General features: G+C 64.0%; 22 protein-coding genes and 1 tRNA gene. 13 read left to right on the top strand and 10 right to left on the bottom strand.

Translation table 11 applies throughout. The annotated features are described in order from the left end of the window. Window positions 1-105 precede the first annotated feature (105 nt). Window positions 106-1821 carry a T9SS type A sorting domain-containing protein gene (locus LJ737_RS16720; RefSeq protein WP_227767772.1) on the top strand — a complete coding sequence of 572 codons (1716 nt, stop codon included), beginning with the start codon at window positions 106-108 and terminating at the stop codon, window positions 1819-1821. A 157-nt stretch (window positions 1822-1978) separates the two neighbouring features. After that, window positions 1979-2950, top strand: coding sequence for a hypothetical protein (locus LJ737_RS16715; RefSeq protein ID WP_227767770.1), 972 nt, complete (start codon window positions 1979-1981; stop codon window positions 2948-2950). 81 nt (window positions 2951-3031) lie between these two features. Here LJ737_RS16715 and LJ737_RS16710 read toward each other — a convergent pair whose 3' ends face one another. After that, complete coding sequence (locus LJ737_RS16710; protein WP_227767768.1) at window positions 3032-3919, bottom strand: T9SS type A sorting domain-containing protein; 888 nt, start codon at window positions 3917-3919, stop codon at window positions 3032-3034. 145 nt (window positions 3920-4064) lie between these two features. Further along, entirely contained in the window at window positions 4065-5873 is a 1809-nt protein-coding gene (gene typA / locus LJ737_RS16705; RefSeq protein ID WP_227767766.1) for a translational GTPase TypA, read from the bottom strand. Window positions 5874-6058: 185 nt separating this feature from the next. Between typA and msrB the strand changes: the two genes are divergently transcribed. Next, window positions 6059-6634 (top strand): peptide-methionine (R)-S-oxide reductase MsrB, encoded by a 576-nt coding sequence (gene msrB / locus LJ737_RS16700; RefSeq protein ID WP_227767764.1) that lies wholly within the window; start codon window positions 6059-6061, stop codon window positions 6632-6634. Window positions 6635-6701: 67 nt separating this feature from the next. On the opposite strand, the gene LJ737_RS16695 is transcribed toward msrB, so the two are convergent. After that, window positions 6702-6989, bottom strand: coding sequence for a hypothetical protein (locus LJ737_RS16695; RefSeq protein ID WP_227767762.1), 288 nt, complete (start codon window positions 6987-6989; stop codon window positions 6702-6704). On the opposite strand from LJ737_RS16695, the gene LJ737_RS16690 reads away from it, so the two are divergent. Both LJ737_RS16690 and LJ737_RS16685 read left to right on the top strand, forming a co-directional pair. Next, window positions 6988-7773: a DUF3050 domain-containing protein gene (locus LJ737_RS16690; protein WP_227767760.1), complete on the top strand. Its 786-nt coding sequence runs from the start codon at window positions 6988-6990 to the stop codon at window positions 7771-7773. The genes LJ737_RS16695 and LJ737_RS16690 overlap by 2 nt on opposite strands. Before the next feature lie 74 nt (window positions 7774-7847). Further along, window positions 7848-8207 carry a hypothetical protein gene (locus tag LJ737_RS16685; RefSeq protein ID WP_227767758.1) on the top strand — a complete coding sequence of 120 codons (360 nt, stop codon included), beginning with the start codon at window positions 7848-7850 and terminating at the stop codon, window positions 8205-8207. A gap of 87 nt (window positions 8208-8294) precedes the next feature. Here the strand turns inward: LJ737_RS16685 and LJ737_RS16680 are convergent, their stop codons facing one another. Beyond that, a complete protein-coding gene (locus LJ737_RS16680) occupies window positions 8295-8996 on the bottom strand; it encodes a hypothetical protein (RefSeq protein WP_227767757.1) in 702 nt (233 codons plus the stop codon). Window positions 8997-9208: 212 nt separating this feature from the next. Between LJ737_RS16680 and metG the strand changes: the two genes are divergently transcribed. Together metG and LJ737_RS16670 are read left to right on the top strand one after the other, a co-directional pair. Continuing rightward, entirely contained in the window at window positions 9209-11254 is a 2046-nt protein-coding gene (gene metG, locus LJ737_RS16675; protein WP_227767755.1) for a methionine--tRNA ligase, read from the top strand. A 39-nt stretch (window positions 11255-11293) separates the two neighbouring features. After that, the gene (locus LJ737_RS16670) at window positions 11294-11479 is read left to right on the top strand and encodes a hypothetical protein (RefSeq protein ID WP_227767753.1); all 186 of its coding nucleotides are present in this window, start codon (window positions 11294-11296) and stop codon (window positions 11477-11479) included. A 56-nt stretch (window positions 11480-11535) separates the two neighbouring features. On the opposite strand, the gene pth is transcribed toward LJ737_RS16670, so the two are convergent. From pth to LJ737_RS16650, 4 genes are all read right to left on the bottom strand, one after another. Beyond that, window positions 11536-12102: an aminoacyl-tRNA hydrolase gene (gene pth, locus LJ737_RS16665; protein ID WP_227767752.1), complete on the bottom strand. Its 567-nt coding sequence runs from the start codon at window positions 12100-12102 to the stop codon at window positions 11536-11538. An 87-nt stretch (window positions 12103-12189) separates the two neighbouring features. Next, window positions 12190-12762, bottom strand: a complete 573-nt coding sequence (locus tag LJ737_RS16660) for a 50S ribosomal protein L25/general stress protein Ctc (protein WP_227767750.1) — start codon at window positions 12760-12762, stop codon at window positions 12190-12192. Window positions 12763-13059: 297 nt separating this feature from the next. Further along, window positions 13060-13989, bottom strand: a complete 930-nt coding sequence (locus LJ737_RS16655; protein ID WP_227767749.1) for a ribose-phosphate pyrophosphokinase — start codon at window positions 13987-13989, stop codon at window positions 13060-13062. Between the two features lie 185 nt (window positions 13990-14174). After that, window positions 14175-14250: transfer RNA gene (locus LJ737_RS16650), tRNA-Gln, on the bottom strand. Window positions 14251-14505: 255 nt separating this feature from the next. On the opposite strand from LJ737_RS16650, the gene atpD reads away from it, so the two are divergent. From atpD to LJ737_RS16620, 6 genes are all read left to right on the top strand, one after another. After that, complete coding sequence (gene atpD / locus LJ737_RS16645) at window positions 14506-16011, top strand: F0F1 ATP synthase subunit beta (protein WP_227767747.1); 1506 nt, start codon at window positions 14506-14508, stop codon at window positions 16009-16011. A gap of 90 nt (window positions 16012-16101) precedes the next feature. Beyond that, a complete protein-coding gene (gene atpC / locus LJ737_RS16640) occupies window positions 16102-16347 on the top strand; it encodes an ATP synthase F1 subunit epsilon (protein ID WP_227767745.1) in 246 nt (81 codons plus the stop codon). A 121-nt stretch (window positions 16348-16468) separates the two neighbouring features. Then, window positions 16469-17563 (top strand): AI-2E family transporter, encoded by a 1095-nt coding sequence (locus LJ737_RS16635; RefSeq protein ID WP_227767742.1) that lies wholly within the window; start codon window positions 16469-16471, stop codon window positions 17561-17563. Between the two features lie 131 nt (window positions 17564-17694). Beyond that, window positions 17695-18822 (top strand): trans-sulfuration enzyme family protein, encoded by a 1128-nt coding sequence (locus tag LJ737_RS16630; RefSeq protein ID WP_227767740.1) that lies wholly within the window; start codon window positions 17695-17697, stop codon window positions 18820-18822. A gap of 46 nt (window positions 18823-18868) precedes the next feature. Continuing rightward, window positions 18869-19258 (top strand): SdpI family protein, encoded by a 390-nt coding sequence (locus tag LJ737_RS16625; RefSeq protein ID WP_227767738.1) that lies wholly within the window; start codon window positions 18869-18871, stop codon window positions 19256-19258. Between the two features lie 501 nt (window positions 19259-19759). After that, window positions 19760-20776 carry a Riean_0653 family protein gene (locus LJ737_RS16620; protein WP_227767736.1) on the top strand — a complete coding sequence of 339 codons (1017 nt, stop codon included), beginning with the start codon at window positions 19760-19762 and terminating at the stop codon, window positions 20774-20776. A gap of 5 nt (window positions 20777-20781) precedes the next feature. Here LJ737_RS16620 and LJ737_RS16615 read toward each other — a convergent pair whose 3' ends face one another. Both LJ737_RS16615 and LJ737_RS16610 read right to left on the bottom strand, forming a co-directional pair. Then, window positions 20782-21921 (bottom strand): DegT/DnrJ/EryC1/StrS family aminotransferase, encoded by a 1140-nt coding sequence (locus tag LJ737_RS16615; RefSeq protein ID WP_227767734.1) that lies wholly within the window; start codon window positions 21919-21921, stop codon window positions 20782-20784. 100 nt (window positions 21922-22021) lie between these two features. Further along, window positions 22022-22714, bottom strand: a complete 693-nt coding sequence (locus LJ737_RS16610; RefSeq protein ID WP_227767732.1) for an acetyltransferase — start codon at window positions 22712-22714, stop codon at window positions 22022-22024. Between the last annotated feature and the right edge of the window lie 2 nt (window positions 22715-22716).

The following is a 22716-nucleotide window of genomic DNA, read 5'->3' as shown; positions in this document are numbered from 1 at the left end:
TTCAGGTGCAAAGCCCATTCGTGGCTGCTGGTTTTGCGTGGCGTAAAGGCAAGGCGCTGGTTGGCTGATGTATACGTGTGACCAATGCCTTCTTTTTCGCAAAAGATGAACGTACGCTTATTCCTGTTTTTATGGGCTGCGCTGGGCGCTGCCTTGCCCAGCTTGGGCCAGAACGTCACCTGGCGCTTTACCGACGACCAGCCGTTTTCCGTCAGCGCCGTGGCCACCGACGACGCCGGCTACGCGTACGTCGCCGGACAATTCAGCGGCACCATTGCCCTCGGGCAAACTACCCTGCGCAGCCGCAGCGACCAGACCGACGTGCTGGTGGCCAAGTTCAGCCCGCAAGGCCGGGTGGTGTGGGCCACCAGCCTCGGTCCCGAGCCGTCGGCCCAGCCGCTACGCTACCGCAGCACGGCTACGGCCTACGACATCAGCGTCAATCCGCTCACCGGCGAGGCCTACGTCGTGGCCGATTTCGTGGGCTCCATCTCCCGCAACACCGGCGGCGGCGCCCTGACCAGCTTCGGCGTAGCCAGCCCTACCGCGACGAGCGTTCCGAGCCTGCTGGTGATAAAATGCCAGCCGCGGGGGCAAGTAGACTGGGCGCGGCGCCTGGGCAACGACCAGCAGCCGGCTACCGGCTACGCCATTGCCACCGACCCGGCGGGCAACAGCTACGTGACCGGCGCGGCGGGCGGCGCGCTGCGCTTCGACGACGGCTACGCCCTGACGCTGGGTAACCGACAACTCCTGGTCTTTTCCCTGGATAACGACGGAAGGACGCGCTGGGCCACGACGGCGCCCAGCAGCCTGGGTGCCACCGGGCTCGACATCGGCCTCGACGCGCAGCAGGGGTGCTACGTGGTCGGGCGCTTTGCCGGCTCCCTGCAGTGGGGCAGCACCGACCTCGCCAACTCCGGGGCCACTCGCTGCGCCTTCGTGGGGCGGCTGCACCAGCGCACCGGCGCCATGGCCTGGGCCAAGCAGGGCGGCGGGGGCAGCGGCAACAGCGACGCCCAGTCGATTGACGTAGATGCCCTGGGCAACTGCTTGGTGGCCGGCATCGTCGAGCCGAGCAACCTGCTGCTGTTTGGGTACTACGCCTATTCCGGCGACTACCGGCCCAACGGCTACGCGGCCCGCCTGGACGCCAACGGCACCACAGGCTGGGTGCGCTTCCTGGGCGCCGTGCGGGTGGAAAACTTGTACAAAGACGTGCAAGTGGCCAGCCTCGCGCCGCTGCCCGGGCTGCAGCAGTACTTGGTGGCGTTTGCGGTGGAAGACCGGCGCGGGCCCTTCCTCGCACTGCGGGCCTACGACGCGGGGGGCAGCACTAGTTGGCAAACCACTGCCTACCCCACCAACCCGCCGCGGCCGGGTACGCTCTACGGCCCCAACCCCAGCTTGCCCACCGCCCTGGCCGTGGCGCCGGGCGGGGCCTCACTGCAGACGCAGGTGTACTTGGGCGGCTTTTTCCGCGGTACCGTGACGCTCGGCTCAACCACGCTCACGCCGCCCAACACCGGCTTCCTGGCGGGGCTCACGTTCCGCTATTCCCGGCGCGACACCGATTGGAGCGCGCTGCGCACGTATCCTAACCCCGCCGGCGAGCAGCTAACGGTGGCCCTGCCCGCCGGCCCCGAAGCGCAGGTGGTGCTCTACAACGGCTTCGGCCGCGCCGTGCGCGAGCTGCGCGTGCCCGGCAGCAGCGCCGAAAGCAGCCTGACCCTCGACGTGCACAACCTGCCCGCCGGGCTCTACACCCTGCGCGTGAGCAGCGGCCGCGAGTCGGAAAGCCGGCAGGTGCAGGTGCGCTAAGCAGTGTGGGCCGTTCGGCGGTCCGTTAGGGCTGGCGGCGCCCGGTACGGTGCGCCGCCAGCCCTTATTGCGTATGTTAGGCCGCGGCCGGCGGCCCCAAGGCAGGGATACGCCGGCCGTCCACCTCGTCGGATGCGGCCGGCTTGTTTTTGCGCTTATGATGCTACTGCGTTGCTTTCTCGGCGGATTCGCCCTGCTATTTCTGGCCTGCACCTCGCCCACGGCCCCGGCAGCGGCGCCGCCCGCCGCGGCTCCGTCGCCGGAGTTTCAGCGCTACTGGTACGCCGGGCAGGCTGAGCTGAGCCGCTACCGGCTCACGCAGAGCCGTTACGGGGCGCTGCATCCCGGCGAGGCCGTGCTGGTGTTCGTGACGGAGGATTTTCTGCCCCGGCAGCAGGTGAAGTTCGAGGGCGGCAAGACCGGCGAGCAACCCGTGTCGGTGCTGAAGATGAACCAGCTGCGGCGCTTTGCCACCGGCATCTACGACTACTCGCTCAATACTTCGGTGTTTACGCCGGTGAGCGGGACGGGCACGCTCAAGGTTGTCACCACGGTGCAGGACTGGTGCGGGCAGACGTTCAGCCAGCTCAACCGGCGCGGCAAGCAATACCACCTCGAAACGCGCTCCTACTTTCAGCAGGAAGCCGACCAGGACCAGGACTTGCCCGCCGACGCTCTGCTCGAGGACGAGCTGTGGACGCGCCTGCGGCTCGCTCCGACAAGTTTGCCAACCGGCGCCATCCGCCTGATTCCGGGCACCGTGGCCAGCCGCCTGCGCCACCGCCCGCTGCGCCCCGAACCGGCCACGGCCACGCTCGCGCCTTACACCGGCCAGGACTTCCAGCCCAGCCAGCCGGGGGCGGCGCTGCAAGCCTACTCGGTACGCTACGCCGCGGGCAGCCGCACCCTCACCATCGTGTTTGAGGCCGCCTTTCCCCACCTCGTTGCCGGCTGGGACGACAGCTACGACAGCCAGATGCAGCTCGGTGGGCAGACCGTCGGCAGCCGAGAGGTGCTCACCACCCGCGCCGTGCGCACCCACACCCTGCGCTCCGACTATTGGCAGCGCCACACCCCCGCCGACAGCACCCTGCGCCGGCAGCTGGGCGTGACGGGCTTCGGAAAATAAAGGCCGCCCGACGAGTTGATTCAGTTGTCCTAAGGCCAAACAACCGGCCGCACCTTCAGAAGAAAGTGCGGCCGGTAACGCTTACAGCTTGCTGATGCGCTGGCTGCTGCTGCCCGCTGCCGTGTGTACCCGCAGGGTGTAAACGCCCGGGCGCAGGCTGCTGACGTCGATGGCGGGCGAGGCGTCTCGGGCCGCCAACAGCCGCGTCAGCACGGGGCGGCCCAGGGCATCCAGCAGTTCCAGCCGGGCCTCGGTGGCCGCCGGCAGGGCTAGGTACAACTGCTCCGCCACGGGATTCGGGTAGGCCGGCAGCGCGCGGACCGCCGCGGAACGGGCGGCCGTAGCCACGGTCTGCAACGCGAAGCTCATCACTGCGGCCTGCCCCTGCGTTTGCAGCCAGCCGTAGCGGTAGCCCCCGGTGCCCAGGGCCACGCGCAGGCCGATGTAGCGGACAGCCGCGTCGCGCCAGTAGCCACTTACCCGGGCCGGGCCGCCGGGCCCCGCCGATTGGCTGAACAGCAGCGTCACCTTGGCGTTGGTGCCGGCTTGCGCCCGTTGCCAGCTCACGTACCGCCCCTGGGCCAGCGGCCGGCTGCTCACGCTGTCGCCGGCGGCCAGTGGCAGCGCGTAGCTGTGGCGGCCGTCGGCCAGGCTCCAAGTGGCCGAGTCGGCACCCGCCAGCTCGAGGTCGGGGCGCAGGGCGAGCAGTTCCAGCCCTGTCACGCCGCTGGCGCCGCCGGTGCCCACGCTGTAAGACCGAAGCTGCAGGTCGTTGCTGCCGTTGCCGTCCACGTCCAGCTCCATGCATTGGCCCGCCGGGCCGCAGGCAAAGGGGACCGGGGTGGGAGGCACCACGTGGCCCAGGCCGGTGAGTTGGCCGGCAACGATGCGGGCGGTAAGGGCTTGGGCCGCAGCGCCGGCTGGCAGCAGGCCGCAGAGCAGCAGGGCGGGAAGTAAGATTGTCTTCATGCGTTGGGGCTATTGGAAATCGGCTGAGCTGCAATACTACGGCTAGGCACAATGCGGCGCATCACCCATTTGGGTGAGACGCCGGCCCCAACAAAAAAGGCGCGGCCGAAGCCGCGCCTTTTTCAGCGAATACCAAAACCAGCGCTTAGTCTTCCTTCTTGGCCGAGCGCAGACGCTCGTTTTCGTCGAGCAGGATCTTGCGCATGCGGATGGACTTCGGCGTCACCTCCAGGTACTCATCCTTCTGGATGTATTCCATGGCGTCCTCCAGCGAGAACTGGCGCTTGGGCTGAATCTTCACGTTTTCATCCGAGCCCGAGGCGCGCATGTTCGTGAGCTTCTTGCCCTTCTGGATGTTGATAGTCAAGTCGTTCGGGCGGGTGTGCTCGCCGATAACCTGGCCGCCGTATACCTCTTCGCCCGGATCCACGAAGAACTCGCCGCGGTCCTGCATCTTGTCGATGGTGTACGCCGTGCCGGGGCCGCTTTCCATCGAGATGAGCGAGCCGCTGATGCGGCCGGGGATGGTGCCCTTGAACGGCTCGTAGCTTTGGAAACGGTGGTTCATGATGGCCTCACCGGCGGTGGCCGTCAGCACGTTGTTGCGCAGGCCAATCAGGCCGCGCGACGGAATGTTGAATTCCAGGTGCTGCAGGTCGCCCTTGGGCTCCATGATGGTCAGTTCGCCCTTGCGCATGGTCACCAGCTCGATAACCTTGCCGGCGGTTTCCTCCGGCACGTCCACCACCAGGTGCTCGATGGGCTCCAGGCGGTTGCCGTGGTCGTCCTCCTTGTAGAGCACCTGCGGCTGGCCTACCTGCAGCTCGTAGCCCTCGCGACGCATGGTCTCGATCAGGACCGACAAGTGCAGAATGCCGCGGCCGTACACCAGGAAGGTGTCTTCGCGGTCGGTTTCCTGCACGCGCAGGGCCAAGTTCTTCTCCGTTTCCTTATACAGACGGTCGCGCAGGTGACGCGAGGTCACGAACTTGCCTTCCTTGCCGAAGAACGGGGAGTTGTTGATGGTGAACAGCATGTTCATCGTCGGCTCGTCGATGCTGATGCGGGTCAGCGCCTCCGGGTTGTCGGCGTCGGCGATGGTGTCGCCGATGTCGAAGCCTTCGATGCCGGTTACGGCGCAGATTTCGCCGGCCGAAACCTCCGAAACCTTCACTTTGCCCAGGCCTTCGAATACCTGCAGTTCTTTGATCTTAACCTTCTTGATGGACCCATCGGCCTTCATCAGGCTCATGTTCGTGCCTTCGCGCAGGGTGCCGCGGTGCACGCGCCCGATGGCAATACGACCCACAAATGCCGAGTAATCCAGCGAGGTCACCTGCATCTGCGGAGTGCCCTCGTAGTAAGGCGCCGGCGGGATAGAGGCAATAACGGCGTCGAGCAGCGGGGTGATGTCCTCGGTCTTCTGCTTCCAGTCGGTGCTCATCCAGCCTTGCTTCGAGGAGCCGTACAGCGTCACGAAGTCCAGCTGGTCTTCGGTGGCACCGAGGTTGAACATCAGGTCGAATACCTGCTCGTGCACCTCGTCGGGGCGGCAGTTTTCCTTGTCCACTTTGTTGACCACCACGATGGGCTTCAGGCCCAGATCGATGGCTTTCGACAGCACGAAACGGGTCTGGGGCATGGCGCCTTCGAAGGCGTCGACGAGCAGCAGCACGCCGTCGGCCATCTTCAGTACGCGCTCCACCTCGCCGCCGAAGTCGGCGTGACCCGGGGTGTCGATGATGTTGATTTTAACGTCTTTGTAGCGAACCGATACGTTCTTGGAGACGATGGTAATGCCACGTTCCCGCTCTAGGTCGTTGTTGTCCAGGATCAGGTCGTCGAAGTGCTGGTGGTCAGCGAACAGCTTCGAAGCGTGGATGATCTTGTCCACGAGCGTCGTTTTGCCGTGGTCAACGTGAGCAATAATGGCGATGTTGCGAATGTTCTGCATGAGAGCGGTTTTGCGGGTGCAAAGGTACGGAATGTTTCGCGCAAATGCTTGTTACCCTTAATGTTTCAGCTGAATCCAACCGTGGACCCGGCTCCGTAGGTAGGCTGAACAAAACCTAACGGGGTAGCGTTCTGCTGCTGACGCAGTCTGTGCCGCAGCACGTTACCTTCCTTCTTTCCCCTTCTATGCGCCTTTCCTCCCTGTGCCTCGGCTTGCTCTGCCTGACGGCCCTGCCCGCTTGCTCGCAGAATAAAAAACCCGCCGCCGAACCCGATGGCCCCAAGCCGACCGTTGCCAAACTAACCGGTCAGACGGCCGCCACCAAAGAATACCCCAAAGCCCAGCCGGTGACCGGCAAGCCGGACGAATTTCCGGTGCGCAAAACGGATGCGCAGTGGAAAGCCCAGCTCACGCCCGATCAGTACTACATCCTGCGCCAGCAGGGCACCGAGCGGCCCTTTACCGGCAAGTACCACGACAACCACGAGAAGGGCAGCTACTACTGCGCCGCCGACCACAACCTGCTGTTTTACAGCTCGGAAAAGTTTGAGTCGGGTACGGGCTGGCCGAGCTTCTGGGCCCCGGCAACCAACCAGAGCGTGAAGGTTACCGGTGACAACTCCCTGGGCATGAGTCGCGACGAAATCGTGTGCGCCAAGTGCGGCGGCCACCTCGGCCACGTGTTCAACGACGGCCCCAAGCCCACCGGCTTGCGCTACTGCATGGACGGCAACGCGCTGGTGTTTGAGAAGACCAAGTAACGTCGCTGCCCCACCAGCTGCCGGCCCACCCCGTCGTCATGGCGAGCCAAGCAAAGCAATCTTTCCGCTAGCAGCAGAAGCGGCCCAAACAGCACCGCCCAAAACCGGTAACTCCAGTTTTGGGCGGTGCTGTTTGCGGTTGGTAGGTATTGTGCTGCTTCTGTTTAGAGGAAAGATTGGCTTCGCCTTCCTGCTTTTGCCGCGCTTTGTTCGCCGCAATGACGGCTAATACCAACCGTCGCTTGCTTGGGATAACGCCCAATCCAGCGGTGTGGTGGATTTCGTTGATGCGGCCCGGCGGCCCCAACTTTGCCGCATCGTTGGGGTAACCAGCACCACTTGCCGCATTTTTCATGATTTCCGACCGCATCCTCACCCTCCAGCACACCCTGGCGCCCGCCCGCCAACAGCTCGTCGCCCACAGCGTGTACCAGTCGCTGCATTCGCTCGACGACCTGCGCGTGTTCATGCAGCACCACGTCTTCGCCGTTTGGGATTTTATGTCCCTGCTCAAAGCCCTGCAGCGCGAGCTGACCTGCGTGACGCTGCCCTGGGTGCCCAAGGGCAGCCCCCGCACCCGCCGCCTCATCAACGAAATCGTGCTGGAAGAAGAAACCGACGTCGACCCCGAGGGCCGCGCTACCAGCCACTTTGAGCTGTACCTGCGCGCCATGCAGGAGTGCGGCGCCGATACGCAGCCGGTGCAGCGCCTGCTCGAGGCGCTGGCCGGCGGCGCCGATGTGGAAGCCGCCCTGGCCGCTGCCGAGGCCCCCGCTGCCGTCCGCGCCTTTGTGCGCCAGACCTTCGAGGTCGTACATGCCGGCCAGCCGCACGCCGTGGCCGCGGCCTTCACCTTCGGCCGCGAGGACGTGATTCCCGATATGTTCCGCCACCTCGTGCACGATCTGCGCCAGCGTTTCCCCGGCCAGCTCGACACCTTCACCTACTACCTGGACCGCCACATCGAACTGGACGAGGAAGCCCACGCCCCGCTGGCCCAGCAGATGGTGCGCGAACTGTGCGGCGAAGACGAGCAACAGTGGCAGCAAGCCGCCGAGGTGGCCGCCCGCTGCATGCGGGCGCGCGTGCAGCTGTGGGACGGCATCCGCGAAGCGCTGGTGGTGCCGGCCGAAGCCTAGCGGCCAACTTCGGCGCCGCGCTTGCGTTGAGCAGTGGAGCGGCCGGGCACTAACGCCCGGCCGGTCTGCCGCTTATGACTTCCTGCCGATACTTAACTCTGGCCGTTGCTGGCCTGCTGGCGCTGGGCCTGGGCGCCTGCACCGCGTCTGATTCCGCCGTCGAAACCGACCGGGCGCCCACCGAAATCCGCTCCGACGCCGACCGGCAGGCCGCCTACAACCGCGGCATCGGCGCCGGTGGGGCCGCGCCGGATGCCACGCCCTACCGCGTGCCCCAGGTGCGGGAGCAGGCCGCCGCTTCGGGTGGCCGCCAGCGCATCGAAACCATCAACACCAACGACCCCAACAACACGACCCAGGAAACGCGCATGCGCCGCATTCAGGGCAACCCGAACATCACCACCACCGACACCCTGCTCAACCGGCGTCCGTAACAAAGCAGCACCTAATACGCCAAAACCGCCCCGACATGCCTGGATTTCCGGCAAATCGGGGCGGTTTTGGCGTATTAGGTGCGGGGCTTAGATGTCGTTGACTTCCGGGGCCGTCTCGCTGGCGGCGGGCGTGGCGCCGGGGGCCGCGGGGCGCTTGGCGGCCGTGGTGCGGGAGCGGTTGGTGCGGGCCGGCGCAACGGGCTTGGCGGCCACTACCGGCGCCGGAGCCGCCGGGCTGCGGCGCGGCGCCGGTTTGCGCGCCGGGCGCGGCGCGGCGGCCGGGGCAGCCGGCAATTCGGGCGCGGATTCCGCCGGAGCAGCTGCCACCGTTGCTTGGCCACCGTTGGCGCCGGGAACGGCGGCCCCCAGTACTTCCTCGAATAACTGCTGGGTTTCCTGCTCCAAGCGCAGCGAGGCGGCCGCCACCAGCTCCTGAATCTGGGCCTTGGTTTCCTTGCGGATACGCTTGCTCAGCTCTTTCACCCGCTTATCGAGTTCTTTTTGAGCCTGCTTGGCCGCGGCTTTAGCCTGCTTTTTCTGGTCTTTCTTCGAGGCCTCGGGCGCCGTGAAAGCCGGCAGGTCGATGCTGGTGTGGGCGGCCAGCGAAGCCGCTTGATCCTGGGATTTAGTGGCTTTGCGCTCGGCTTTAGCGGCTTTCTTTAGCGTTTTTTCTTCGGCCTTAGCGGCCTTTTTCTCCACTTTGCGCAGCGCTTTTTTGCCTTTTTTCGGCGGGGCTACGGCAGGCACGTGTTCGGAAGCGGAGGAGGCAGGGAGGGTAGGGGCGGCCATGGGGCAACTGGGTTTAGCTCGGTGTGGTATAGGACGCGTAAAACAAGGTAATTGTTATCAAACGGTTATGTTAAGTTTTTTGCACTTCCGCCCCGGCTCCTAATGCGCTGAACGCCGCAACTGTAGCCCAATCGTCCTTTCTTTGCGCTTTCAAATTTGAATTTGTCCGGCCGAGTCAACCCTAAGCCGGCCCCGGCTGTTCTCTCTTTCCGATGCAAACCACTCCCCAACGCTATACCGTCACGGCCGCGCTGCCCTACGCCAACGGCCCGGTGCACATTGGCCACCTCGCCGGCGTGTACCTACCCGCCGACATTTATGTGCGCTACCAGCGCGCCCAGGGCCGCGACGTGAAGTTCATCTGCGGCTCCGACGAGCACGGCGTGCCCATTACCATCCGCGCCCAGAAAGAGGGCGTCACGCCCCAGCAGGTGGTCGATAAGTACCACGCCATCATCCGCGACTCTTTTAAGGAGTTTGGCGTGTCGTTCGACATCTACTCGCGCACCTCCAACGAAACGCACCGCCAGACGGCCTCCGACTTCTTCCGCAAGATGTACGACGCGGGCCAGTTCACCGAGCAGGTGTCGCAGCAGTACTACGACGAAGAGGCCCAGCAATTCTTGGCCGACCGCTACATCGTGGGCACCTGCCCCACCTGCGCCAACGAAAACGCTTACGGCGACCAGTGCGAGCGGTGCGGCTCTTCGCTGAGCCCGACGGAGCTCATCAACCCGCGCTCCATGCTCTCGGGCGCCCCGCCCGTGCTGCGCGAAACCAAGCACTGGTACCTCCCGCTGGATCAGTACGAGCCCTGGCTGCGCGAGTGGATCATCGAAGGCCACAAACAGGACTGGAAAACCAACGTGTACGGGCAGTGCAAGTCGTGGATCGACCAGGGCCTGCACCCGCGCGCCGTGACGCGCGACCTGGACTGGGGCGTGCCCGTGCCGGTGGCAGGTGCCGAGGGAAAGGTGCTCTACGTGTGGTTCGACGCGCCCATCGGCTACATCTCGGCCACCAAGGACCTGCTGCCCGACGGGGAGTGGCAGAAGTACTGGCAGGACCCGGGCACCAAGCTGCTGCACTTCATTGGCAAGGACAACATCGTGTTCCACTGCATCATCTTCCCGGCGATGCTCAAGGCCCACGGCGACTTTATCCTGCCCGACAACGTGCCCGCCAACGAGTTTCTGAACCTGGAAGGCGACAAGATTTCGACCTCCCGCAACTGGGCCGTGTGGCTGCACGAGTATCTGCAGGACTTCCCCGGCAAGGCCGACGTGCTGCGCTACGTACTCTGCGCCAACGCCCCCGAAACCAAGGACAACGACTTCACCTGGAAGGACTTCCAGGCGCGCAACAACAACGAGTTGGTCGCCAACCTCGGCAACTTCGTTAACCGCGCCGTGGTGCTGACGCACAAGTTTTTCGGCGGCCAGGTACCGGCCGCTGGCGAGCTGACCGCGCAGGATCAGGAAGTCTACGCGCAACTAGCCGAATTCCCGCAGCGCATCGGGGAGCTGATTGAAAACTACCGCTTCCGCGACGCGCTCAACGAGCTGATGAACCTCACGCGCCTGGGCAACAAGTACCTGGCCGACACCGAGCCCTGGAAGCTCATCAAAACCGACGAAGCTCGCACCGGCACGGTGCTGCACGTGGCCCTGCAACTGGCCGCCTCGCTGGTTACGCTGATTGAGCCCTTCCTGCCCACCGCCTCGGCCAACCTGAGCAAGATGCTGGGCCTGCCGAAAGGCGGCTGGGCCGACGCCGGCCGCTCCGACGCGCTGCCCGCCGGTCAGCAACTCGGCGAAGCCTTCTTGCTCTTCGACAAAATCGAGGACAAAACGGTGGAAGCCCAGGTGCAAAAACTGCTCGATACCAAGCTGGCCAACCAACTGGCCAACGCGCCGGTGATGCCCGCCAAGGAAAACGTGTCGTTCGAGGACTTCGGCCGCATGGATCTGCGCATAGCCACCATCCTCACGGCCGAGAAGGTAGCCAAGACCAAGAAGCTGATGAAGCTCACCGTCGACACTGGCCTGGACAAGCGCACCATCGTGTCGGGCATTGCCGAGCACTTCGCGCCCGAGCATCTGGTGGGCCAGCAAGTGCTGGTGCTGCTCAACCTCGCCCCGCGCGAAATCAAGGGCATCGAGTCGCAAGGCATGCTGCTTATGGCCGAAAACGCCGACGGCAAGCTCAGCCTGATGCAGCCCGGCCAGCCTGTGCGCCCCGGTTCGTTCGTGGCGTAAAGCCCGTGTTGCCGCTGATAAACCAGGTAGCTACGGTATATGCTGGAATTTGTAGCAGAGGTCCTGCTGAACATTCTGTTTTCTTATCCAGGAGCTGGAATACGTTGGCTTCTTCACCTAGGAAAAGTGCCTTACAAAAAGCTGCAGGAAGATGATGCTTTTTATAATGCGGGTGCTTTTTTCCTGCTCCTGATAGCAATAGTGGTTCTGGCTTATTTGCTCTAAACCAGTAAAGCAAAGGCCCTTGTTCCAGGTACTGGACAAGGGCCTTTGCTTTGAGCTTACTTCACGTTTACCACGTTCATAGCCCGCTCGATGCCTAGCGTGCCGAAGGCCAGCACCGCGTCCGCGGCTTTTTCCAACCGCAGCGGCAGGTCAATCTGCTCGTCGGCCGAAAAGGGGCTGAGCACGTAGTCCACCTGCCGACCCTTGGAGAAGCTGGAGTCGATGCCGAAGCGCAGGCGGGCGTACTCGTCGGTACCCAGCGTTTCCTGAATGTGCTTCAGGCCGTTCTGCCCGCCGGCCGAGCCTTTGCCCTTCAGGCGCAGCTTGCCGAAGGGCAGGGCCAGGTCGTCGGTCACCACCAGCAGCTGTTCCTTTTCCAGCTTCAGCGTGCTGAGCCAGTGCGCGGCCGCCTTGCCGCTCAGATTCATATACGTGGTGGGCTTCACCAGCACGAAGGTTTTACCCTTGTGCTTGATTTCGGTGGTGAAGGCGTGGCGGCCCAGCGCCCAAGGCGCCGCCTCAAACTTGCGGGCCAGGTAGTCGCCCACCATAAAGCCCACGTTGTGCCGCGTATCGGCGTATTCCGGCCCGATGTTGCCCAGGCAGAGGATTAGAAATTTCATACGGAAGTCTTACTGGGGCGCAAACGTAAAAAATCCTGCCCCGCCGCAAGGCAGAGCAGGATTTTCTCTTGCGGAAAGCGCAAAAACCTATTTCTCGGCTTGCAGCTGGCCACGCAGACCACGCGGGATGGCCACGGTGGCAATGGGAGCCAGCGGGTTGGTCAGGATCGAGTAGCCGGTGGTTTCCACCTTGCTTACTTTGATCGACTTGCCCAGGCCCAGGTCCGAGATGTTCACCTCCACGTAATCGGGCAGGTTCTCGGGCAGCGCCTTCACTTTCAGCTTGCGCAGCTTCGACACCAGTTTGCCGCCTTGCTGTACGCCGGGCGAGGTGCCCACGTACTTCACCGGCACGTCCATTTTCACCTCTTTGCCTTCCTGCAGCTGCAGGAAGTCCACGTGCAGCAGCATCTCGTTCACGGGGTGGAACTGAGCGTCTTGCACGATGGCGCGGTAGGTGTCACCCTCCACGTTCAGGTCCACGATGTGCACCTCGGGGGTGTACAGCAGCTCGCGGAACAGGATGGCGGGCACGTAGAAGTGAACTTGCGTCTCGCCGCCGTACATCACGCACGGTACGTACGACTCCAGGCGCAGGCGCTTGGCTTCCTTCTTGCCGAGATTCGCTCTTTTAAACCCTACAATCTCCAGGCTTTTCATAAAACTGGTGTTTGAAAAAGTGTGGTCCGGTTAAAGACCTTGAAATGAATTTGTTCCGCCCGGCGGGTAAGGCCGAAGGGGCCGCAAAGGTACGCGGTTAAGTCGGAATTGAAAAGCGAACAGGGACTATATGTACAGACGGTAATGGCCCGAGCAGTAAAAAGGCTGTCATCGTGAGGCCTAGCCGAAGGACCTTCTCACGGTAGAACGATTGTCGTAACAACGACTCGTGCCAGCGTAATAAGGTCCTTCGACTGCGCCTCAGGATGACAGACAATTTATTACCGACGCTCTATATTATATAAAGAGCGAACTGATCGACTCGTGCGATACCACGTTGTGAATGGCGCGGGCGAAGAGGTCGGCCACCGAGATGACGCGGATTTTCTCGTTTTCCTCGCGCAGCGGGATGGTATCGGTCGTAATCAGCTCCACCAAGGCCGAGTTGCGAATCCGCTCGTGGGCCGGGCCGCTGAGCACGGGGTGGGTGATGACGGCGCGCACCGAGGCCGCGCCGCGCTCCATCAGCAGCTCGGCGGCCTTGCAGATGGTGCCGGCCGTGTCCACGATGTCGTCGACCAAGACCACGTTCATGCCCGTCACGTCGCCGATGACCTGCATCGACGCAATTTCGTTGGCCCGCAGGCGCATCTTGTCGCAGACCACGATTTCGGCGCCGAACTTCTTGGCAAACGCCCGGGTGCGCACCACGCCGCCCACGTCGGGGGAGGCGAAGATGAGGTTGTCGAGGTTCAGCGACTTGATGTAGGGCGCCGTGATGGTCGAGCCGTCGAGGTGGTCCACCGGAATGTCGAAGAAGCCCTGAATCTGGCCGGCGTGCAGGTCGCAGGTCATCAGGCGGGAAGTGCCCACGCTCTGAATGAATTCGGCCACCACCTTGGCCCCAATGCTCACGCGCGGCTTGTCCTTGCGGTCCTGCCGGGTGTAGCCCATGTAGGGCATCACGATGTTGACTTTGTAGGCCGAGGCGCGCTTGGCCGCGTCCACCATCAGCATCAGCTCCATCAGGTTGTCGGCCGGCGGAAAGGTGCTCTGAATCAGAAATACCTCGCAGCCGCGTACGCTTTCGTTGAAGCTCGGGCCGATTTCGGAGTCGGCGAAGCGCTGAATGGTAAGGTCGCCGAGGGGCTGGCCGTAGGCGGCGGCAATTTTTTCGGCCACGGCGCGCGACGTGGTGCCGGAGAAGATTTTGACCTGCGAGGACATGAGAGAGGGGAACAAGGGGTAAGCGAAACCAAGATAGCGGCGTCCGTGGAGTCGGAGGCACGCGTGGGGTCTTGGGCGCCGGGCCGCTTGCCCGCCTGACCCAAGCTAGCGCGTGGGCCGATCGGCCGGAACCGAAAAACGCAAAAGGCGCCGACTCCGCTCCGAAGAGGGGGCCAGCGCCTTGTTGGTTGTCCGACCAGGGCTCGAACCTGGACTTTCTTGAATCAAAATCAAGCGTGTTGCCAGTTACACCATCGGACAATTTCCCGCTCGGTTACCAGTGGTTGTGCCGTTTGGGTTTGCAAATGTAGGTAGGTTTTTGCGGCCTCCAAATTTCCGGCGAAAAAAAATTTCGGGTAAACCCGCTCAGAACGCTCCAAACGGGCCTTTTTCCGGTGAGTGTCAGCGAGAAAAGTTTCTGCACTTTTTCGCCGCGGGGCCGGTTTGCCGGTGCAAGGAATGGTCCGTACTTTTGCGGCCTGAAACTGCTCTCATTCTCCCATATAAAGAACTGCAATGGCGAATACCGGCAAAATCACCCAGGTTATCGGCCCCGTCGTGGACGTGAGCTTCGCGGGTGAAGGCACCAAGCTTCCCAACATTCTCGACGCCCTCGAAGTCGTAAAGGACAACGGCACCCGCGTAGTGCTGGAGTGCCAGCAACACTTGGGTGAAGACCGCGTCCGCACCATTGCCATGGACTCGACCGACGGCCTGACCCGCGGCGCCGTGGTTACGGACCTGGGCACCCCGATCCAGATGCCGACCGGCGACGCCGTGCTCGGTCGTCTGTTCAACGTGGTTGGCCAGGCCATCGACGGTCTGCCCCAGCCTTCGGCTTCGGGCTCGCTGCCGATTCACCGTCCGGCCCCGCGCTTCGAGGACCTCTCCACCAGCACCGAGGTACTATACACCGGCATCAAGGTTATCGACCTGATTGAGCCCTACGCCAAGGGCGGTAAGATCGGTCTGTTCGGTGGTGCCGGCGTAGGCAAGACCGTACTGATCCAGGAGCTGATCAACAACATCGCCAAGGCCTACTCGGGTCTGTCGGTGTTTGCTGGCGTGGGTGAGCGTACCCGCGAAGGCAATGACCTGCTGCGCGAAATGATCGAAGCCGGCATCGTACAGTACGGCGAGGAGTTCATGCACGGCATGGAAAAAGGCGAGTGGAACCTCGACGCCGTGAACCTGGAAGGCATGAAGGACTCGAAAGCCACCTTCGTGTTCGGCCAGATGAACGAGCCCCCCGGAGCCCGCGCCCGCGTGGCCCTGTCGGGTCTGACGGTAGCCGAGAACTTCCGCGACGGCGACGGCACCGGTGCCGGCCGCGACATCCTGTTCTTCGTGGACAACATTTTCCGCTTCACCCAGGCGGGTTCGGAAGTATCGGCTCTGCTGGGCCGTATGCCTTCGGCCGTAGGCTACCAGCCCACGCTGGCCACCGAAATGGGGGCCATGCAGGAGCGCATCACCTCCACCAAGCGCGGTTCTATCACTTCGGTGCAGGCGGTGTACGTACCGGCTGACGACTTGACTGACCCGGCGCCGGCTACGACCTTCGCCCACTTGGACGCCACCACGGTACTGTCGCGTAAAATCGCCGAGCTGGGCATCTACCCGGCCGTGGACCCGCTCGACTCGACCTCGCGTATCCTTGACGCCGCCATCATCGGCGAAGAGCACTACAACACGGCTCAGCGCGTGAAGGAGATTCTGCAGCGCTACAAAGAACTGCAGGACATCATCGCCATCCTGGGTATGGACGAACTCTCGGAAGAGGACAAACTGGTGGTGTCGCGCGCCCGTCGCGTGCAGCGCTTCCTCTCGCAGCCCTTCCACGTGGCCGAGCAGTTTACCGGCCTGAAAGGCGTGCTGGTGGACATCAAGGACACCATCAAAGGCTTCAACGCCATCATCGACGGGCAGTACGACCACCTGCCCGAGGCGGCGTTCAACCTGGTAGGCACCATTGAGGATGCCGTCGCCAAGGGTGAGCGTCTGATGGCCGAGGCTCGCTAAGTGATTTGGTGAATGAGTGATTGAGTGAAGTGCCCGGCACGGACTCAGTCACTCATTCGCTTGTTCGCTCATTCACTCATTGAATAAGCCATGCGTTTAGAAATCATCACGCCGGACCGGAAGGTGTTCGAGGGGGAAGTTTCCTCGGCCGTGTTTCCGGGCGCTGCCGGCCAGTTTGAAGTGCTCAACAACCACGCGCCGATGATTGCCGCCCTGCAGGCCGGCGAGCTGCGCGTGACCAGCGCCGCCGGCCGCGAGTCGTTCCAGGTGAGCGGCGGCGTGGTGGAGGTGCTGCGCAACAACGTAACAGTACTGGCCGAGTCGGTACTGGCCTAAGCGGCTGACCCGTTCTTACTGCTGAAGAAGCCGTTCCTGCCCCGCAGGAACGGCTTTTTTTGTGCCGGCGTGGCGGAAGCAGCGGGGTTGTCGTATTGTTGCCGCCGATAACCGCCCCTGCATGCCACCTATCGACCCGCTCAACGCCATCGAAAACATTTACACGCCCCGGCAGCGGCACGTGCTGCTCATTGCCTCCCTCATCGGGTTGGCCGGGCTGATGGTGTTCGGGCTGGCGCAGTACCTGACGGCCTTTCTGGCGGCGGGCATCCTGTTCGTGGTGTTTCGGCCGATTTGGGTGGCGCTGGTGCACAAGCGGCGCTGGAACCGCCGGCTGGTCACCATCGGCATTCTGGTGCTGACGGTGGTGGTGCTCGTCATTCCGTTCTACGCGCTCAGTTCCCTGCTCATCAACCGGCTTATTGCCTTTGCCAAGAACCCGGACCAGATTCTGACCGTGCTCCACAAGCTGGAGCAGGTCACCGGCATCAAGATAACCGAGCAGCAGAACGTGCGGCAGCTGCTGCAGCAGGGCGCCAGCGTGGTGAGCCGCTGGCTGACCACCTTGGCCAGCAGCGCACTGAACTTCCTGGTGGTAGTGGGCCTGATGCTCTTCACCATGTACTACCTGTTTATGCAGGAAACGTACTTTCTGATCGGGCTGCGGCGCTACCTGCCCTTCCGCAGCGAGACCATGCACGAGCTGGGCGAGTCGCTCAAAAACAACGTCAACGCCAACGTGCTGGGGCAGGCCTTGGTGGCCTTGGTGCAAGCCATCCTGACCGGGCTCACGTTGTGGATTTTCCAGGTGCCCGACCCGCTGTTTTGGGGCGTGGTGGCGTTTTTTATGGCGTTTTTGCCGGTGCTGGGCACCCCGCTGGTGTGGGGGCCGGCGGCGCTCTACCAATTTTCGCAGGGCCACAACGGGCAGGCCATCGGCATTCTGCTGGTGGGCGTCATCGTCATCATCAACGTGGACAACCTGCTGCGCATCTTGCTGGCCAAGCGCATGGGCGACATTCACCCGCTGGTGACGCTGGTGGGGCTGGTGCTCGGGGTCGAAATCTTCGGCATCATCGGGCTGGTAGTGGGGCCGCTGCTGGTGTCCTACTTTTTGGTGCTGATGGAGGTGTTCCGGCGCGAAAACCGGGCGGCGCAGAAAAAGAAGCACCACACGCCGCCCGCCGGCGGCAGTGCCCCCGCGGGCATCGTGTAGCCTAGGTGGTGCCGGCCCGCAACCCGGCGCAGGGAAAAGCGCGGCGCCGGCCGTAGCTTGCGCCGCCGCCCGGGCTGATGCAACGCGACGCGTCGGCCCGGTGCCTTTGCCCGCGTCAACACTCCCCACCGATGGCCATTATCAACCCGAAAATCACGCCCATTTACCAGAGCTCGGTCTTCAAGTTCCAGGACTTGGACGAACTGGACCAGTACTTCGCCGACACCAGCAGCCGCTACCTCTACTCGCGCAACGGCAACCCGAACTCCGACGAGCTGGCCGACTTGGTAAACCAGCTGGAGGGCGGCGCGGGGGCGGTGGCCACTTCCTCGGGCATGGCGGCCATCTGCGCGGCCATTCTGGCCTACTGCCAGGCTGGCGACCATGTGCTGTGCGCCGCCGACATCTACGGCGGCTCGGCGGCCCTGCTCAACACCGAGCTGAGCCGCTTAGGCATTGCGGTGACCTACGTACCCTTCGAGCAGCTCTACGACCTGGAGCCGCTGCGCCGGCCCACCACCCGCCTGCTGCTGGCCGAAACCATCAGCAATCCGCTGCTGCGCGTGGCCGATCTGCGCCGCCTCGCCGGCCACTGCCACGACCTGGGGCTGAAGCTGGTGGTCGACAACACCTTCGCCTCGCCGGTGCTGACCAAGCCCCTGCAGCTCGGCGCCGACATCAGCCTGCACAGCGTGACCAAGTACATTGCCGGCCACAGCGACGTGACGGCCGGCGTGACCGTGGCGGCCGATCCGGAGGTGGCGGCCCGGCTCAAGCAAATCGGGGTGTTTTACGGCTTTACGCTGAGCCCCATGGAAAGCTGGCTGGCCGTGCGCGGCCTCAAGACGCTGCGCCTGCGCATGCGGGAGCACAGCCACAACGCCCTGGCCGTGGCCACCATGCTGGCCGCGCACCCGGCCGTGCGCGCCGTGTACTACCCCGGCCTGCCCACGCACGCGCAGCACGCGCTGGCCGCTGAGCAGGGCGGCGGGCTGTTCGGCGGCATGCTCTCCTTCAAGCTGGCCGACGACCGGCAGGCCGTGAGCGAGCTGATGCGCCGCAGCGCGCGGTTTCCCTTCGCGCCCTCCCTGGCCGGCGTCGATTCGTCCTTGTCGTACCCGCTGGGCACCTCGCACCGGGCCCTGACACCCGAGCAGCAGCAGGCGCTGGGCATCACCATCGGGCTGGTGCGACTGTCGGTGGGCATCGAGCCGGCGGAGGAGCTGCTAGCCGATCTGCGGCAGGCCCTGGATGCGTAGCTAGATGCGTTGGTAAGCCAATTTTGCGAAGTCAATTTCGCGCCTTATGGACAAGGAAGCGGTAGCCACGGGTATTGCCTTAGTGGTCGTGTGTGGCCTCGCGCTGCTGATGGCCTGGGTAACCAAGTACCGCCCGCCCAAGCACATCAATTGGCTGTACGGCTACCGTACGGCGCGCTCCATGCGCACGCCGGCCACTTGGCAAGAAGCCAATAGCTACTTCGCCCGTTACTTCTGGCGCCTAAGTTGGGCGCTGCTGGTGCTGGCTGTCGTGGCCTTCCTGCTCATTGGCGGAACCCATGCCTTGCAGATCGTACTGGCCTGCTGGGTGCTGGGCATAGCGGTCGGTCTGGTAAGCACGGAGCGCCGGCTACAGCGCCTGTTCGACAACAAGGGGCAACCCAAAGCACCAGAGGGACCCATGGCAGCAGACTGATTACCTACCGCAACAGATCTTGTACTACCTCGTCAGGAGTTTAATACTATCAGCCGCAGATTTTGTGCTAGGGAATGAACTTTATGGGCTGTTTAAACTGGGTTTTGGGCTAAGTTTAGGGCATTGCCTCTTTCCTCTGGCCATGTGCAGCAGGCAGTTGCCGTCGTGCAGTTCGGTTTAATCAACTTAATCAACCAGGTGTGTATGATACCCAGTTGGTTGGCAGTGCGCTAATAGACCGAATTAAAGCTGGTATATCTTCAAAATATGAGTGCTATAACTCGTTTGCAGCCGACGCTAGCGTGGCTCTGGGTGCTAAGCGTGGCCGGCAGCCTACTCCCGGTTTTTATACCAAGGCTGGAGTACGCCAACCAGGCCGTGCTGAGCGCGCTGCACTGCGGCGTGTGGGTGTTGGTGTGGCCTGCTACGAGGCATTTTGGGTTGCCCCGGGCGTTGCCAAAACTTGTGTGGGTGGGGTTGGCGCTCCTAACCGGTCTAAGCATGCTGATTCTGATGCTGGGGCTATTAGGTGCCCCCGGGTGGGTGTTTCTAAACTACGAAGAGCAGTTTTTTTTAGGCTCCAACACCCGCGCCGGGACTTGGCAAACCGATTACGTGTATGCCCGGCGTGGGCAGGAGTTACTCGTGTCGCAGCAGCGGGAGCGGTGGTACCTCGGGGAAAGTAAACAGGAGTACCGCTTGGTGCAACTGACGCCGCGGACTCCCTTGTTTCGCTGGGTCACCGTGGTTGAGCCCGCAGCGCCGGGTGACGCCCCGCTGCAGCCGGGCGGTTCTTTGCCGCCGGCCTATGCGCAGTGGACACCGGTGCAGAAACCCGCCGCGGAATTTAGCCTCGACGACGACGAGCAGCAGCAACTAAACGAGCTGAAAGCCGCAGAGCGCCGCTGCCAGGCCAAGTGGGCCCGTTTCAACGACCGGCTGCAGCGCGGCCAGGCGCACCTGCTGCTGCCGCCGGCCTCCCGGCGCGGGGCCAATACCATCGGCTGCCGGTTCAACGGGGAAGTATGGCGCGACTTTCTGCCGGTGTTCGAAGGCGGGCGCTGTCAGCAGCGCGGCGCCGCGGGCGTCCTCGATTGGGAATGGAACCCGGCCACGCGCCGGCGGTTCCTCACCTTGCAAGTGGCGGCGAATATGCGCGTCGGCAACCAGCTGCGCAGCTTGCACCTGATTCTGCCCGGGGTGCGCGGCCCCGGCGTGTATGTGCTCGGGCCCGATACCGCCGGGCCGCACGCCAACAATGGCCCCATGCTGAAACTAGGGGGATACCAGCCCGCGGCCGACAACGAGGATCGGAACGAGTACACGAGCTACGTAAGCGCGGAGCGCCCGCGTACCCGTGTGACCATCACGCGCTTCGATACGGTGGCCCGGGTGATATCCGGCACATTCGAGGGGTACTTGCGCAACCCCGCGGACACTGCCCGCGGGCCCTTGCCGCTGCGCGAGGGCCGTTTCGATGTGCGGTACCTGCTCGGGCCCGGACTAGAGCGCCGCTAGCGGCGCTACAGGGCTTCGGTCAGGGCCTGCACCACCCGGCGCACGTCGGCGCTAGTCATGGCCGAGCCGGAGGGCAAGCAGAGGCCCCGGGCAAATAAGTCGGCGCAGACGCTGCCGCCGTACGCGGGGGAGGCGGCGAACAGCGGCTGCAGGTGCAGGGGCTTCCACAGCGGCCGGGCCTCGATGTTGTGCGTTTCCAGGTGCTGGCGCAGGTCTTCGGGCGTGCAGTCGGTGTGTTCGGGCCGGAGCAGGATGGTGGTCAGCCAGCGGTTGGCGCGCAGGCCCGCGGGCTCGGCGGGCCCGACTTCCACGGCCGCCAGCGGCCGCAGCTGCTCGGCGTACTGGGCGTAGATTTCGCGGCGGCGCTTCACGCGGTCCTCGATCAGCTCCATCTGCCCGCGGCCGATGCCGGCCAGCAGGTTGCTCAGCCGGTAGTTGTAGCCCTGCACCGAGTGCTGGTAGTGCGGGGCCTCGTCGCGGGCCTGGGTGGCCAGGAAGCGCGCCCGCCGGGCCCACTCGGCGTTGTTGGTGAGCAGGGCCCCGCCGCCGCTGGTCGTGATGATTTTGTTGCCGTTGAACGACAGCACGCTCAGCGCCCCGAACGAACCCAGCGGCTGGCCCTGGTACTGCGCCCCCAGGGCTTCGGCCGCGTCCTCAAGCACGGGCACGCCGTATTCGGCGGCCAGGGCCAGGAGTTCGGTGAGGCGGGCGGGCATGCCGTAGAGGTGCACCACGATGATGGCCTTCACCGGCCGGCCCAGGCGGCGCCGGTCCTCCAGGGCTTCGCGCAGGCGGGCGGGGCAGAGGTTCCAGGTAGTGGCTTCGGAGTCGACGAAGACCGGCTCCGCGCCCACGTAGCGCACGGGGTTGGCAGTGGCCACGAAGGTAAACGAGGGCACAATGACCTCGTCGCCGGGGCCCACGCCGAGCAGCAGCAGGGCCAGGTGAATGGCGGCCGTGCCCGACGACAGCGCCACCGCGTGGGCCGCGCCGGTGTACTGGCACAGGTCGCGCTCGAAGCCGTCGAGGTTGGGGCCCACCGGCGCCACCCAGTTGTCTTCGATGGCCTTGTGCAGGTAGTTCAGCTCGTGGCGGCCGAGGTGGGGCGGGGAGAGGTAAAGCCGGTCGTGGTCGTCGCTGCGCATGCAAAGGAGGTTTTTGGTGGGTGGGGTTGGGCGGTTGGCTTCGTCGCGGGTGAGGCCTGGAGCCAACCGCCCAACTCCCAAAAACCGGAAACGAAGAAAGCTAATGCCGCTTAATTACCTGGGCCGGCACGCCCACGGCGGTGCAGTCGGCGGGCAGGTCGCGCACGGCCACGGCGCCGGCGCCCACGATGCAGCGGGCGCCCACGCGCACCTGGTTGATGACGGTGGCGTTGGTGCCCAGGTAGGCCTCGCGCTCCAGGTAGGCCTCGCCGCCGACGTTGGCGTGAGGCATCAGCGAGCAAAAATCCTCCAGCACCGCGTCGTGGCCGATGGTGCAGCCCAGGTTCAGCAGCACGTGCCGGCCCAGGCGGATGTCGCAGGTGAAAATGCAGCCCTGAGCCACGATGGACCCCGCGCCGAGCTGCACGAACTGGTAGGGCCGCAGCAGCACCGAGGGGTGCACGAGCGTGGCGAAGTGCACGCGGGGCGAGGTCAGGCGGGCCACCACGGCGGCGCGCTGCCGGCTGTTGCCGATGGCCACGGCCGCATACACCGAACCTTCCTGCTGGTTGAGCGCCTCGATGGTGCCCAGCCAGTGCAGCTCGTGCACCCGGTCGTGGGGCGGGCGTTGGTCGTCGTAGAAGCCGAGCACGTTCCAGCGCAGCTCCACTTCGTTGAGCTGCCGCACTAGCATCAGCACTTCGCGGCCCAGGCCGCCGGCTCCCACAATAACCAGGGGCCGCACGCCGGTGAATTCAGGGTCGTCGTACTCGGAGAAGAATAATTGCGTCATGC

Source organism: Hymenobacter sp. 15J16-1T3B, assembly GCF_020711235.1.
Classification (GTDB): Bacteria; Bacteroidota; Bacteroidia; order Cytophagales; family Hymenobacteraceae; genus Solirubrum.
This window is presented reverse-complemented; position numbering and strand designations above follow the sequence as displayed.